Source organism: Microbacterium terrisoli (assembly GCF_030866805.1).
GTDB classification, from domain to species: Bacteria; Actinomycetota; Actinomycetes; order Actinomycetales; family Microbacteriaceae; genus Microbacterium; species Microbacterium terrisoli.
In genome coordinates this window covers 2740398-2755033 of sequence record NZ_CP133019.1, presented here as the reverse complement: position 1 = coordinate 2755033, position 14636 = coordinate 2740398, and the positions used below count along the sequence as shown (strand labels likewise).

The window sequence follows — 14636 nt, the reverse complement described above, 5'->3', positions numbered from 1 at the left end:
TCTGATGGTGTCCGCGCTCCCGCGGCATGCCAGCGGTCGTGCCACGGTGGCCTGGGCCCCGTACAGGGTCGTCGTGACCACCGCTCGCACGATCCACGAGAACAACAGGAGACGATCATGGCCGGCTTGTCAGGTCGCGTCTCCGACCTCTCCGATCCCTGGACTTCCCCTGTTTCGATGACGGATGCCGCAACCCGCGCACGCGCGCACGCCAAGGTGATCCTGCTCGGCGAACACGCCGTCGTGCACGGGGGGCCGGCGATCGCGCTGCCCGTGCACGGCCTGACCCTGACGGCATCGGTCACCTCGACCGAGCGTCCGCTGTGGATCGACTCGGTGCTGTACCGCGGCCCGGTCGCCGCCGCGCCGACACTGCTTGCCGCCCCCATCACCGCCATCACCGCCACCCTCCAACGGCTGGGTGCACCGGCGACAGGACTGACGGTGCGCGTGGACGGAGAGATCCCCGCCGAGCGGGGCCTCGGTTCGTCGGCGGCCGTGGCCGCGGCCATCATCACCGCCATCGCCGCGCACCACGCAGTGAGCTTCGACGACGATGAGCGGTTCGCACTCGTGCAGGCGGCCGAACGGGTGGCCCACGGCAACCCGAGCGGTCTGGACGCCCGCGCGGTGGTCTGCGAAGCGCCGATGTGGTTCCAGGCCGGGGCCGCACGGCCGTTGCACTGCGCGTTCGGCGGCGTGTTCGTGATCGGCGATTCCGGCGTCCACGGGCGCACCCGCGAAGCGGTCACCGCGGTGGGGGCGCTGAAGGCGGCCGAGCCCGAACGCGTCGGTGCGATGCTGGCCCGTATCGACCAGCACGCCGCCGCCGCCGCCCACGACCTGGCCCGCGATCAGCGCCGCGCCCTGGGCGAGCGCATGTCGGCCGTGCACGAACTGCTGCGCGAGCTGAGCGTGAGCAGCGCCGAGCTGGATGCGCTGGTGGCAGCGGCCCGCGAGGCCGGAGCCCTCGGTGCGAAGCTGACCGGCGGCGGTCGGGGCGGCTGCGTGCTCGCCCTCGCCGACGACGAGCCGGCCGCCGCACGCATCGCTGCGGCATTGCGCGCGGCGGGCGCCGAGCGCACCTGGCTGCTGCATCCCGCCGACATCACCAGTGCGAAGGACGCCTCTGCATGAGCACCGCCGTCGCGACACCCAACATCGCGCTCGTCAAGTACTGGGGCAAGCGGGACGAGGACCTGATCCTGCCTTTGACCGGCAGCCTGTCGCTGACGCTCGACGTCTTTCCCACCACGACAACGGTGACCGTCACGGCCGGAGCTGACGCCGACGACGTGGTCTTCGACGGGGCGTCGTCCACCGGCGCTGCGGCCGGCCGCATCACGAAATTCCTCGACCTCGTTCGGGCACAGGCCGGCTCGACCGCCCCCGCCCGCGTCCAGACCCGCAACTCCGTGCCCACGGGAGCGGGCCTGGCCTCCAGCGCGTCGGGCTTCGCAGCGCTCGCGGTGGCCGCCGCCGACGCCTACGGGCTCGACCTCGACGAGCAGGCCCTCAGCCGCCTCGCCCGCCGCGGCTCTGGCTCGGCGTGCCGTTCGGTGATCGGGGGAGCGGCGATCTGGCACGCGGGCACCGACGACGCCTCATCGTTCGCCGAACCGGTCCACGGCCCCGCCCTGGGCATGGTCATCGCCGTGGTGGATGCCGGGGCCAAAGCGGTCTCGAGCCGAGAGGCCATGATCCGCACCCGCGACACGTCGCCGTACGCCTCGGCGTGGGTGGCGTCCACGACCGCCGACCTGGCCGCGATGCGCGACGCGTTCACCCGGGGCGATGTCACCGCCATCGGAGAGCTGACCGAGTCCAACGCGCTGCGCATGCACGCCGCGATCATGGCCTGCCGCCCGCCGATCCGCTACCTCGCACCGCAGAGCATCGCCCTGTTCGATGAGGCGGCACGGCTGCGGGCTGTGGGCCTGGAGGCGTACGCCACCGCCGATGCCGGCCCGAACGTCGTGTTCGTGTGCCGAGACGGCGACGTGGACGCGGTGCGCGACGCCCTGGCCGAACGCTTCGAGGCGGGCCGCCTCGTCGCAGCCCATGCCGGCCCGGGTGCCCACCTGATCTCCGAGGCGGCCGCATGATCCGCGAGCAGGCGCCCGGCAAGCTGTTCATCGCGGGAGAGTACGCGGTGGTCCAGCCGGGCGAGCCGAGCGTGCTGGTCGCCGTCGACCGCTATGTCAGCGTCGAGCTGACCCCCGCCAGCGACCAGGGCAGCATCTCCTCCGACCAGTTCGGCCGCGCCCCGCTGCTGTGGACGCGCGGCGCCGACGGCGTCGTCATCGACCAGGACCACCGGCCGTACGACTACGTGCTGGCAGCGATCACGGTGGTCGAGCAGCTGGCGGCCGAGCGGGCCGTCGCCGGCCGCTTCTACGACATCCGCATCTCCAGCGAACTCGACGACGTGTCCGGCCGCAAGTTCGGGCTGGGGTCGTCGGCGGCGGTGACCGTCGCGACCGTCCGCGCACTGAACCGCTTCTACGAGCTCGAGCTGACGGCGCTGGAGATCTACAAGCTCGCGCTGATCGCCACGGTGCGCGTCTCGCCCGCCTCGTCGGGCGGCGACCTGGCCGCCTCGGTGTTCGGCGGATGGATCGCCTACAGCGCGCCGGACCGTGCCGAGGTGGCGGCCCAGACGGCCATCGTGGGAGTGCAGGCGATGCTCGACCGTGCCTGGCCGCACCTTGCCGTCCGGCGCCTGCCGGCTCCCGCCCACCTGCGACTGATCGTGGGCTGGACCGGGCACCCCGCCTCCACGGAGCGGATGGTCGGCGACCTGCAGCGCGCCTGGCCCGCCGGTCAAGCACAGTCTGGTCAAGCACAGTCCGATCAGGCACAGTCCGGTCAGGCACGGTCCGGCCAGGCGCAGTACCGTCGGTTCCTGGCCGACAGTCGCGCGGCGGTCGAATCGTTGATCGCCGCCCTGGAGGGGCAGGATGCCGCGGCTGCGGCATCCGCGGTCCGTGCCGCGCGCACGGCCCTGGGCGACCTGTCCCGCCACGCCGGCATCCAGATCGAGACCGCGCAGCTGGCGGCGCTGTGCGACATCGCGCAGGATGCCGGGGCTGCGGCCAAGTCCTCCGGCGCGGGCGGCGGCGACTGCGGCATCGTGCTGGCCGGCGGCGACACCGACGTGCACGGCATGCTCGCACGCTGGGAGCAGAACGACATCCGGCACCTGGCGATCGAGGTGCACTCGTCCGACGAAGAGTCCGAGGGCGACGCCCGCATCGGAACGATTCCCGAACCAGAGCGGAGCGACCCATGACGTCCCAGGGCGGCACCCGAAAAGACCAGCACGTCGACCTTGCCCGGGCCCAGCACGTGCAGGGCCCCGCCCGCAACGACTTCGACGAGGTGCGCTTCGTGCACCACGCGCTGGCGGGCATCGACCGCGACCGCGTCGATGTGTCCACCTCGTTCGCCGGATTCCAGTGGAGCGTGCCGCTGTACATCAACGGCATGACCGGGGGCAGCGTCCGCACCGGAGAGATCAACCGGCAGCTGGCGATCGCCGCGCGTGAGACCGGAGTGGCCATCGCGTCGGGGTCCATGAGCATCGCGCTGCGCGAACCCGACACGGCCGCGACGTTCCGGGTGCTGCGCGAGGAGAACCCGGACGGATTCGTGCTGGCCAACCTCAGCGCCGATGCGACCGGTGAGCAGGCGCTGCGCGCGATCGACCTCGTGCGCGCCGACGCGCTGCAGATCCATCTGAACAGCGTGCAGGAGACGGTCATGCCCGAAGGCAGCCGCGCCTTCTCGGCGTGGCCGGACCGCATCGCCGAGATCGTCGATCGCGTCGAGGTCCCGGTCGTCGTCAAAGAGGTCGGCTTCGGTCTGAGCCGCACGACGCTCGAGCAGCTCGCCGACCTGGGCGTGCACGTTGCCGATGTGAGCGGCCAGGGCGGCACCGACTTCGCGCGGATCGAGAATGCGCGCCGCGCCGAGAACGACTACGCCTTCATGGCGGGATGGGGCCAGTCCGCCGCCTCCTGCCTGCTGGATGCCCAGGCCGCGGTGGACGGCGGATCGGCGATTCCGGCGCTGCTGGCCTCGGGCGGAGTGCGCACGCCGCTGGACGTCGTGCGAGCACTTGCACTGGGCGCACGGGCGGCCGGGGTGTCGGGCACGTTCCTGCATTCCCTGCTCGACGAGGGGCTGGAGGGCCTGATCGCCCGCATCCGCGCCTGGATCGGGCAGATCGAACAGCTGCACGCGCTGCTGGGCGCGGCAACGCCCGCCGGCCTTGTGGGCACCGATCTGCTGCTGAGCGGCGCGGTGCGCGAGTTCTGCGACCTGCGCGGCATCGACGCTGCCGCCTACAGCCGCCGCAGCGATCGAGGGCTGCGCGATCAGGAGGGACGGGGATGAGGAACGAGCCGATCACCGCAGCGCCCGTGCCGATGACGTGGGTGGGACCCATCTCGGTCAGCGGCAATGTCATGACCGGGCTGCAGGAAGTGCCCCTGGCGACCTATGAGACGCCGCTGTGGCCGTCGGTCGGACGCGGCGCGAAGATCTCGACGCTGACCGACAAGGGCATCGTCGCCACCCTCGTCGACGAGCGGATGGCGCGCTCCGTGCTGTTCGAGGCGGACGATGCGACCACGGCCCTGGCGGCGATGCAGGTGCTCAACTCTCAGCGCGACCGACTGCAGGAGGTCGTGTCCACGGCGAGCCGGTTCGCGAAGCTCATCGACATCCACCATCAGATCGTCGGCAATCTGCTGTTCGTCCGCTTCGAGCTGTCGACCGGGGACGCCAGCGGCCACAACATGGTGACCCTGGCCAGCGATCGGCTGATGGACCACATCCTCGCCACCGTCCCGGGGCTCCGGTACGGATCGATCTCGGGCAACTACTGCTCGGACAAGAAGGCCACCGCGGTCAACGGCATCCTGGGGCGCGGCAAGAACGTCGTGACCGAGCTGCTGATCCCGCGCGAGGTCGTCGCCCGCCGTCTGCACGCCAGCCCCGAGGCGATCGCCGAGCTGAACGTGCGCAAGAACCTCATCGGCTCGATCACCGCGGGAGGCCTGCGCACCGCCAACGCGCACTACGCGAACATGCTGCTCGGGTTCTACCTGGCGACCGGGCAGGATGCCGCGAACATCGTGGAAGGATCGCAGGGCATCACGCACGCCGAGGTGAGAGGCGGCGACCTGTACTTCTCGTGCACGCTGCCCAACCTCATCGTGGGCACGGTCGGCAACGGCAAGGACCTGCCGTTCGTGGGAGAGAACCTCGCCCGCCTGGGCTGCGCGGACGAGCGCCCCGCAGGCGAGAACGCGCGACGTCTGGCCGTGCTGTGCGCTGCCACCGTGCTGTGCGGCGAGCTGTCGCTGATGGCGGCCCAGACCAACCCCGGTGAGCTGATGGCGGCCCACGTGAACATCGAAAGGAAGGGCACGCGATGAGCGCGCAGCCGCTGCGGATCGGCATCCACGACATCTCGTTCGCGACCGCGCATCAGGTCCTGGACCTGAGCGAGATCGCCGAGCACTCCGGCGTGGACGTGGGCAAGTTCTACGTCGGCATCGGCCAGTCCGAGATGAGCATGCCCGCCGCCGACGAGGACATCGTCACGATGGGCGCCGAGGCCGCCGCGCGCATCCTCGACCGCCACGGCGCAGAAGGCATCCGCACGCTGCTGTTCGCCACCGAGTCCGGCATCGATCAGTCCAAATCGGCCGGCGTCTTCGTGCACGGGCTGCTCGGGATGGGCGAGAACTGCCGGGTCGTCGAGCTCAAGCAGGCCTGCTATTCGGCCACCGCCGCCCTGCAGTTCGCACTCGGCGTGGTCGCACGCGACCCGCGCGAGAAGGTGCTGGTGATCGCCAGCGACGTCGCCCGCTACGCACTGGATTCCAGCGGTGAGCCGACGCAGGGCGCCGCCGCCGTCGCGTTCCTGGTCACCGTCGACCCCGGCCTGGTCGAGATCGAGCCGGTCACCGGCCTGCACACCGACGACATCCACGACTTCTGGCGGCCCAATCACCTCTCCACGGCCCTGGTGGACGGCAAGTACTCGCTCGCCGCCTATCTGCGTTCGCTGGAGGGCGCCTGGAATGAGTATCAGTCGCGCGGCGGTGTGCCGTTCGAGGCCATCGACCGCTTCTGCTACCACCAGCCGTTCACCAAGATGGCCGTCAAGGCTCACGACCGACTGAACACCATCGTGGGTTCTCCGTTGGACCGCGACCAGCGACGCGCACAGATCGAGGCGAGCCTGCACATCAACCGTCGTACCGGCAACAGCTACACGGCGTCGATCTATGCGGGCCTGCTCTCGCTGCTCAATGACGACGGGACAGGCGACGGGGCAGCTGACGGGGCCGACCTCGCCGGGCGTCGCATCGGCTTCTTCAGCTACGGCTCGGGCAGCGTGTCGGAGTTCTTCACCGGTGTGGTCCAGCCCGGCTATCGCGCGCTGCTGCGCGCAGACGAGGATGCCGCGGTCCTGGACGACCGTGTGAGCATCGACTACGCCCGCTACCGCGCACTGCACGAGAGCGTGGACGAGGTGCGCGGAGAAGACATCCTGACCGCCGCCGAGACCTCCGGCCCCTTCCGATTCGCGGGCATCACCGACCAGATGCGCCAGTACCAGCGACGCGGCTGACCCCCTTCGTTAGGCAAGCCTTACCTTCAGCGTCTATAGTGGAACCGTGCTCGATGTGCGCGAGGTGATCAAGGATTTCGGCGGCGACGGTTCCGCCCATGCGCGGGCTCTGGACGGCGTCGATCTGCACATCGACGCGGGCGAGCTGGTGACGGTCTTGGGCCCCTCGGGCTGCGGCAAGACGACGCTGCTGCGGGTGATCGCGGGCTTCGAGGTCCCCGATTCCGGCAGTGTCAGTGTGGACGGTCGCATGGTCGCCGGCGACCGGTTCGTGCCCGCACACGATCGCGGCATCGGACTGGTGCCGCAAGAAGGGGCGCTGTTCCCGCACCTGTCGGTGGCGCAGAACGTCGGCTTCGGCCTGAGCCGCCTGCGCGCCCGCGAGCGTCGTGCACGGGTGGCGGAGACACTCGAACTCGTCGGACTGTCGGGCTTCGGCGCGCGCCGTCCGCATGAGCTGTCGGGTGGTCAGCAGCAGCGTGTGGCACTGGCGCGGGCGATCGCCCCCGGCCCCGAGATCGTCCTGCTCGACGAGCCGTTCTCCGCGCTGGACGAGTACCTTCGCGAGTCGCTGCGGGCCGAGGTGCGCGGTCTGCTCAAGCGCCTGGGCACGACCGCCGTGATGGTCACGCATGATCAGGAAGAGGCCCTCGCGATGGGCGACCGGGTCGCCGTCATGCGCGAGGGACGGGTCGTGCAGGTCGGTCCGCCGCGTGAGACGTACTTCCAGCCCGCAGACCTGGAGCTGGCCCGATTCCTCGGCGAGGCCGTGGTCGTGGCCGGCTCCGTCCAGCACGCGTCGTCGCGTGGGGAGATGACGGTCACGTGCGCGTTCGGCGACCTCGCCGTGGCGTGCGCGAATGGATGCCGGGGCCTGTGCGATGTGCTGATCCGGCCCGAGAACATCCGCGTCAGTGACGAGGCCGGACCGGGACTGACCGGAACCATCGCCGATCAGACGTTCTACGGCCATGACGGCATGCTGCGCGTGCACGTGCCCGCCCTCGACGCCGAGGTGCCGGTGCGCGTGCTGGGAGACCATCCGCACCGCGTGGGCGACGAAGTGCGCCTCGTGGTCGACCGTGCCGTGTGCACGTACCCTCGACCGTCCATCGCCGCCTGAGCCGCGGCATCCGAGTCTCGGACTCTCATCCCATCGAAAGGGGATCGTCATGCGTCGTGCCCGTCTGCGCGCGTCTGTCGCACTGACCGCTGTTGCCGCCGTCATGCTCGCCGGCTGTTCTGCGGCCTCACCGGCGCCGAGCGAGAGCGGTGACACCGCGACGCTGACGGTCTACACCGATCAGCATGCCGAGCTCGTCAAGGCGCTGACCGACGCCTACACCACGAAGACCGGCGTGGCGTTCAACATCCAGAACGACGCCACCGCCGGCCAGATCCAGGCTGAGGGCTCTGCTTCGCCGGCCGACGTGTTCCTCAGCGAGGACCCGGGACCTGCCGCGCAGCTGGCCGCCGCCGGCGCGTTCGTCCCGCTCGACCAGAGCACGATCGACCAGGTGCAGCCGAAGCTGAGCGACCCGAAGGACGAATGGGTCGCTTACGCCGCGCGGGTGCGCGTGCTCTATTACAACCCCACCCTGATCGCCGAGAAGGATCTGCCCACCACGCTTGCGGACATCACCGCCCCGCAGTACAAGGGGAAGTTCGCGTGGGCGCCGTCCGGCGCGTTCGTGGCGACCGTGCAGTACCTCATCTCCACGATCGGAATGGACCAGACCCGTTCGTTCCTCGAGAAGGTGAAGGCCAACGGCGTCAACGAGCAGTCCAACGGCAACGTGCGCGACACCGTCGAGGCCGGCAAGCACGCGATGGGGCTGTCCAACCACTACTACTGGTGGGTGAAGGCCGCCGAGGTCGGCGGGCCCGACCACATGACCAGCAAGATCTATCACTTCCCCGAGGTCGATCCCGGCAATCTCGCCCTGTCGTCGGGGGCGGGAATCCTCAAGACCAGCAAGCACCAGGCCGAAGCCGCCGACTTCCTGGCGTGGCTGACCGCTCCCGACGGCGGACAGACGATCCTCGCCGACGGCCCGATCGACGTCAACGAAGGCCAGTACCCCGTCGGGGTCGGCATGACCAGCGCCACGGTGGGGAGCCTGTCCGACGTGAAGTCGCCGGTGTACGACATGAGCATCTTCGCCGACCAGGCACAGGCACAGCAGCTGCTGAAGAGCCTCGGCATGTCCAGCTGATGTCACGTCTGCACGGCGGCCGGGTCGCTCTCGGCACGGCGGCGGCAGCCGTCGCCGTGCTGTCGCTGCTGCCGCTTGCGTACCTGTTCATCGCCGGCTTCTCGCCGCACGAGATCGGGATGCTGTTCACCTACCCGACGACGATTCCCGACATCGTGCGCACGGTCGGCCTGACCGTGGCCGTGTGTGCGGTGTGCCTGGTGCTGGGGGTGGCCACGGCCCTGCTGGTGGTGCGCACCACGGTGCCGCTGCGACGCACCCTGACGGTGCTGTTCGCTCTGCCGCTGGCGGTGCCCGGCTTCGTCAGCGCGTACGCCGTGTATTCGATGAACCTCGTGTATGCGCCCCGCCTCGACATCGTCACCTCGTTCACCGGTGCCACGGTCGTGATGGCGCTGACACTGTACCCGTACGTCTTCTTGGCCTGTGTGGTCGCGGTGCGCAACATCGATCCTGCTCAGGAAGAGGCGGCGCGCAGCCTGCGTGCGCAGCCGAGCGCGGTCTTCTTCCGCGTCACGCTGCCGCAGCTGCGCGTGGCGATCGCGGGGAGCCTGCTGATCATCGCGCTGCACGTGCTCAGCGAATACGGCGCGATGGTGCAGCTGCGCCAGCGGACTCTGACCACGACGATCATGGCCGAGATGCTCGACTACGGCGACTACGCATCGGCCCGGTCGCTGTCGGTGCTGCTGGTCTCGCTCGCCGTGCTGATGCTGCTGGCCGGACGCATGGTCTCGGGCAGGCCGGTGCCGCTGAGCGTGGGTCGGCAGAGCGTGCGCACTCCCACGCGCGCTCGCCTCGGGCGGGCGCGGGGGCCGGTGCTGGTGCTGGCGCTGCTGGTGCCGCTGGCGGCCATCGGGCCGACGGTGTTCATGACCCTCCGCGGATTGGTCATGACGCACCGTGACGTGTTCGTCGACTGGTCGCAGGTGGCCGCGTCGGGCGGTGTGACGCTGCTGTACGGCGCGGGTGCGGGCCTTCTGGCCACCGCGGCGGCTCTGCCGGTGGCGTGGTGGGTCAGCCGCAGACCCTCGCCGTGGTCGCACGTGGCCGAGAGGTCGGTGTGGTTGGCGCATGCGATCCCGAACGCGGTGCTGGCCCTGGCACTGGTGTTCCTGGCAACCCGGCTCGTGCCGGGCCTGTACAAGACGGCGGTGCTGCTGATCATCGCCTACGTCGTGATGTTCCTGCCCCTGGCGGTGTCCAATCAGCAGGTCGGCCTGCAGGCGGCCTTCGTCCGCTACGACGAGGCTGCGGCATCCCTCGGCCACCGCGCCTGGCAGCGACTGCGCCGGGTCTCGCTGCCGCTCGCGCTGCCGGGCATCGCCACCGGCGCGCTGCTGGTCGGGCTGGATGCGAGCAAAGAGCTCACCGCGACCCTGATGCTGCTGCCGTTCAACACGCAGACCCTGGCCACCGGGCTGTGGGCGACCACCAACGGCCAGTCCCTGGACTTCACGGCGGCGGCGCCGTACGCGCTGGTGCTGGTCATCCTGGGTTCGATCCCGGTGTGGCTGATCGTGCGCCGCACGCTGCGCCACGTGCGCTGAGGGCCCGCTTCGGCTCCGAGTCAGCTTGCAGACGGCATCCCTTAGAATCTGCAGAGTCCGGGCACGGGCGCACGCCGTCGCCCGTGGACACCGTTTTGGCACGCACGCGTGGAGAGGAGCCCGAGCATGAGCCCGAGGCCCCCGCGCGCACCCCTGGCCCAGCATGGGCGCCATCACACGCAGAGCCCTCTGGCCCAGATCGCGATCGTCGTCGGCGTGGTGCTCGCCGTGATCGCGCTGAGCATCGCGGGCACGGGGGTCTTCGCCCTGTGGTCGGCCTCGACCACCATCGCCGACAACGCAGTCACACTGGAGACCACGCACGAGGTCCCGCCCGACATCGGCGAGATCGAGGGCGGCGTGAACCTGCTGGTGGTCGGCACCGACTCGTGCCAGGGACAGGATCTGAAGCTGTTCCCACGATGCAGGCACGACGACGGCGGCGAGCGCAACGACGTCACAATGCTCGTGCACATCGGTGACAAGCCGCGGCGGGTCACCGTCGTCTCGTTCCCGCGCGACATGCTGGTGGCCATCCCGTCGTGCCCGTCGCCGGACGGCGGACGCTTCTCGGCGATGAGCCAGCAGATGCTCAACGTCTCGTACAGCTACGGGGGACTGGCCTGCACGGCGCTCACGATCCAGCAGCTGACGGGCGTCGACATCCAATTCGCTGCGGCGATCCGCTGGACCGGCGTGATCCACATGTCCGACGCGATCGGCGGTGTGAACGTCTGCGTGGCCGGCGCCATCAACGACCGCAATACGGGACTGCACCTGAGCAAGGGCGAACACACCCTCAAGGGGGCGCAGGCGCTGCAGTTCCTGCGCATCCGGCACGGCATCGGCGACGGGTCGGACCTCGGCCGCATCTCCAACCAGCAGCAGTTCATGTCTTCGCTGGTGCGCAAGCTGCAATCCGGCGGCGTGCTGGGCGACCCGGGCAAGCTGTTCGCGTTGGCGACGACCGCGCTGCAGCAGGTCTCTGCGAAGCAGCTCGTGCTCGACCAGAACCTGGCCAACCCCACCCACATGGTGCAGATCGCGATGGCCGTGAAATCCGTGCCCTACAGGGACATCGTGTTCGTGCAGTACCCCACCAGGTACGACCCGGCCGACACCTCGCGTGTACTGCCCGTGACCTCCTCGGCCGATGTGCTGTTCACCGCGTTGAAGGAGAACAGGGCGCTGAACCTGACCGGCAAGGCGAGCTCCGCCTACGGCGTGGAGGTGAAGGGCACGGTCACCGGCTCGTCGGGTCCGACCCCTGCGCCGACGGCCGCCCCCGTCGACAGGGTCGACCTGCCGGAGAATATTTCAGGCTCCACGGCCGCGCAGGTCACATGCACGCAGCCGGAGACCGCCGGCCGGTAAGCTCATCAGGCCATGGAGAAGACAGAACGCACCGCCCGATCGTACGTTCTGTTCATCGGCATCGGCCTCGGTGCGGGGCTCCTGTCGGGTCTGTTCGGGGTGGGCGGCGGCACGGTCATCGTTCCGCTGCTGACGATCGTGGCCCGGTTCGAGCATCGCCTTGCCGCCGGCACCTCGTTGGCGGCGATCGTGCCGATCGCGACGGTCGGCGTCATCAGCTATGCCGCTCGCGGCTCGGTGGCCTGGATCCCGGCTCTGATCCTCGCGGCGGCCGCGGTCGTGGGCGCGCAGTTCGGCACGTGGCTGCTGGCGCGGCTGCCGGTGAACGTGCTGCGCTGGGCGTTCGTCGTGTTCCTGGCGGTCGTGATCGTGGGACTGTTCTTCGTGATCCCGTCGCGCGGAGCGCACCTGGTCCTGACCGTGTGGAGCACGTTGGGCCTGATCGCGACGGGCTTGGTCACCGGCCTCCTGTCCGGGCTTCTGGGTGTGGGCGGCGGCGTCATCATCGTCCCGACCCTCATGCTGGGCTTCGGCGCCAGCGACCTCGTCGCCAAGGGCACGTCGCTGCTGATGATGATCCCCACCGCCGTGTCGGGCACATTCGGCAACCTGCGTCGTCGCAACGTCGACCTGCCGGCGGCGGCGTGCATCGGCGTGGCCGCCTGCACGACGACGGCGCTGGGTGCCTGGCTCGCCTCGCTCATCGACCCGCTGGCCGGCAACGTGCTGTTCGCGCTGTTCGTCGTGTTCATCGCGGTGCAGATGGCACTGAAGGCGCTGCGCAGCCCCGACGCCGGCAGGGAGGGCTCCGCCGCCCCCCGATAGACTTATCGGGTGCCAGTGAACCCCGAACTCGTCGGCCGCGCGTTCGCGCCGACCGCGCCCTATCTGGTGGGCCGCGAGAAGGTGCGGGAATTCGCCCGCGCCGTCTTCGCCACCGATCCCCAGCACACCGATCCCGACGCCGCGCGCGCCCTCGGCTACGCCGACGTGGTCGCACCGCCCACTTTCGCGATGGTCGTCCAGGACCGCACGCTGCAGCAGCTGCTGTCCGAACCGGACTCAGGCATCGCGTTGGAGCGCACGATCCACGCCGAGCAGCGCTTCGCCTACACGCGCCCGATCGTCGCCGGCGACGAGCTGACCGCCCAGCTCTCGATCACCGGTGTACGCGCGATCGGCAAGGGTGCGATGGTCACCAGCGTCGCAGAGATCACGGATGCCGCGGGTGACCATGTGGTCACCGCGACCTCGGTGCTGCTGATCGGGGGGGACGAGTGAGCGAGCCGACCGTGGGCGATGTGGTCGCCGAGCGCACCGTGCACCTCACGCGCGAAGACCTCGTGCGCTATGCCGGGGCATCCGGCGACTTCAACCCCATTCACTATCGCGACGACGTCGCCGCCCGCGTGGGGCTTCCCGGCGTGCTCGCGCACGGGATGCTGACCATGGGCCTGTCGATCGAGACGCTCGTGCCGTGGCTGGGCGATGCCGGTCGCATCCTCGAATACGGCGTGCGGTTCACCCGTCCGGTCGTGGTCGATCCCGAGAACGGGGCGGATGTCACGGTGGTCGCCAAGGTCGCCGTCGTCGAGGGCGACGCCGCGCGCGTGGATCTGACCGTCACCTGTGCCGACACCACGGTCCTGGGCAAGGCCCAGGTGCGTGTGCGCCTGGCGTGAGCGCTGCGAGATGACCGAGATCGATCCGATCCCCCTCGCGCGACTGACGACGCTGCACACCGGCGGCACTCCCGCGCATCTGGTCGAGGCGCGCACCGCCGATGAGCTCGTCGTGGCCGTGCGCGCTGCGTGGGACAGCGGTCAGGAGTGGCTCGCCCTCGGTGGCGGGTCGAACCTGTTCGTCGGCGATGAGCCGGTCGACGGCACCGTCGTGCACATCATGACCCGCGGCATCCAGCCTCTGCCCTCGCCCCGCGACGGCCACGTGCGGCTGCGGATCCAAGCCGGCCACGACTGGGACGACGTCGTCGCCTACGCCGTGGCCCACGGGCTGGCGGGCATCGAGGCGCTCTCGGGCATCCCCGGCAGTGCGGGGGCTGCACCCGTGCAGAACGTCGGTGCCTACGGACAGGAGATCGTGCAGACCCTCGTCGAGGTCGAACTGCTGGATGAAGCGACCGGCGAGGTCTCGCGCGTGCCCGCCGCCGAGCTGGAGCTGGGCTTTCGCACCTCGGTGCTCAAGCACCACTACGGCAGCGAGCCCCGGCGGCCGGCGGTGATCGTCTCTCTCACCCTCGAACTGGCCGTGCGCAACGGCGCGGCGACGCCGGTGCCGGGAGTCCAGCTGCGCACCGCGCTGGGCCTGGAACCGGGCGATGCCGTGACGCTCGCGCAGATCCGCGAGACGATCCTGGCCGTGCGCGCCCGCAAGGGCATGGTGCTCGACGACGCCGATCCCGACACGCACAGCGCCGGTTCGTTCTTCCAGAACGCGGTGGTCCCGGCATCCTTCGCCCGCACACTGCCGCCCGAGTGCCCGCGGTGGCCGGTGGCACCCGAGGTCCAGCACACGCGCGTGATCCCCCTGGACCAGTACGCGGGGCTGGCGCCGACGCCGGCCGCACCCGAGCCGGATGTGAAGATCAGCGCGGCCTGGCTGATCGAGCACTCCGGATTCCGCAAGGGGTTCCGCCTGCCGCGGTCGCGGGCGGGATTGTCGACCAAGCACGCCCTGGCCCTCACCAACCGTGGTGGCGCGTCGGCTGCCGAGCTCGCCGAACTCGCGCGGTACATCCGCATCCGCGTGCACAGTGAGTTCGGCCTGCTGCTGCAGCCCGAGCCGGTACTGGTCGGCGTCGAACTGTAGCAGTCGCCTCGCGCGGCG

At 70.1% G+C, this 14636-nt stretch carries 14 protein-coding genes; all 14 read left to right on the top strand.

The window, feature by feature from the left end:
* The first annotated feature begins 177 nt into the window (after positions 1 to 177).
* Positions 178 to 1137 carry a mevalonate kinase gene (gene mvk / locus QU603_RS12445; RefSeq protein WP_308491700.1) on the top strand — a complete coding sequence of 320 codons (960 nt, stop codon included), beginning with the start codon at positions 178 to 180 and terminating at the stop codon, positions 1135 to 1137.
* The gene (gene mvaD, locus QU603_RS12440) at positions 1134 to 2105 is read left to right on the top strand and encodes a diphosphomevalonate decarboxylase (protein WP_308491699.1); all 972 of its coding nucleotides are present in this window, start codon (positions 1134 to 1136) and stop codon (positions 2103 to 2105) included. The genes mvk and mvaD overlap by 4 nt, the downstream gene beginning before the upstream one ends.
* Positions 2102 to 3292, top strand: a complete 1191-nt coding sequence (locus QU603_RS12435) for a phosphomevalonate kinase (protein ID WP_308491698.1) — start codon at positions 2102 to 2104, stop codon at positions 3290 to 3292. Before mvaD ends, QU603_RS12435 begins: the two co-directional genes overlap by 4 nt.
* Positions 3289 to 4398 carry a type 2 isopentenyl-diphosphate Delta-isomerase gene (gene fni / locus QU603_RS12430; RefSeq protein WP_308491697.1) on the top strand — a complete coding sequence of 370 codons (1110 nt, stop codon included), beginning with the start codon at positions 3289 to 3291 and terminating at the stop codon, positions 4396 to 4398. Before QU603_RS12435 ends, fni begins: the two co-directional genes overlap by 4 nt.
* The gene (locus QU603_RS12425; RefSeq protein WP_308491696.1) at positions 4395 to 5444 is read left to right on the top strand and encodes a hydroxymethylglutaryl-coenzyme A reductase family protein; all 1050 of its coding nucleotides are present in this window, start codon (positions 4395 to 4397) and stop codon (positions 5442 to 5444) included. The genes fni and QU603_RS12425 overlap by 4 nt, the downstream gene beginning before the upstream one ends.
* A complete protein-coding gene (locus QU603_RS12420; protein WP_308491695.1) occupies positions 5441 to 6649 on the top strand; it encodes a hydroxymethylglutaryl-CoA synthase in 1209 nt (402 codons plus the stop codon). The genes QU603_RS12425 and QU603_RS12420 overlap by 4 nt, the downstream gene beginning before the upstream one ends.
* 46 nt (positions 6650 to 6695) lie before the next feature.
* Entirely contained in the window at positions 6696 to 7772 is a 1077-nt protein-coding gene (locus tag QU603_RS12415) for an ABC transporter ATP-binding protein (protein WP_308491694.1), read from the top strand.
* 49 nt (positions 7773 to 7821) lie between these two features.
* Positions 7822 to 8865, top strand: coding sequence for an extracellular solute-binding protein (locus QU603_RS12410; RefSeq protein WP_308491693.1), 1044 nt, complete (start codon positions 7822 to 7824; stop codon positions 8863 to 8865).
* Positions 8865 to 10415, top strand: coding sequence for an ABC transporter permease (locus QU603_RS12405; RefSeq protein WP_308491692.1), 1551 nt, complete (start codon positions 8865 to 8867; stop codon positions 10413 to 10415). The genes QU603_RS12410 and QU603_RS12405 overlap by 1 nt, the downstream gene beginning before the upstream one ends.
* A gap of 126 nt (positions 10416 to 10541) precedes the next feature.
* Entirely contained in the window at positions 10542 to 11789 is a 1248-nt protein-coding gene (locus tag QU603_RS12400) for an LCP family protein (RefSeq protein ID WP_308491691.1), read from the top strand.
* Positions 11790 to 11801: 12 nt separating this feature from the next.
* Positions 11802 to 12614 (top strand): sulfite exporter TauE/SafE family protein, encoded by an 813-nt coding sequence (locus QU603_RS12395; protein ID WP_308491690.1) that lies wholly within the window; start codon positions 11802 to 11804, stop codon positions 12612 to 12614.
* 9 nt (positions 12615 to 12623) lie between these two features.
* On the top strand, positions 12624 to 13070 hold the full coding sequence (locus QU603_RS12390; protein ID WP_308491689.1) for an FAS1-like dehydratase domain-containing protein: 447 nt from the start codon (positions 12624 to 12626) through the stop codon (positions 13068 to 13070).
* Positions 13067 to 13471 (top strand): MaoC/PaaZ C-terminal domain-containing protein, encoded by a 405-nt coding sequence (locus QU603_RS12385; RefSeq protein WP_308491688.1) that lies wholly within the window; start codon positions 13067 to 13069, stop codon positions 13469 to 13471. The genes QU603_RS12390 and QU603_RS12385 overlap by 4 nt, the downstream gene beginning before the upstream one ends.
* A 10-nt stretch (positions 13472 to 13481) precedes the next feature.
* Positions 13482 to 14618: a UDP-N-acetylmuramate dehydrogenase gene (locus QU603_RS12380; protein WP_308491687.1), complete on the top strand. Its 1137-nt coding sequence runs from the start codon at positions 13482 to 13484 to the stop codon at positions 14616 to 14618.
* The last annotated feature ends 18 nt before the right edge of the window (positions 14619 to 14636 follow it).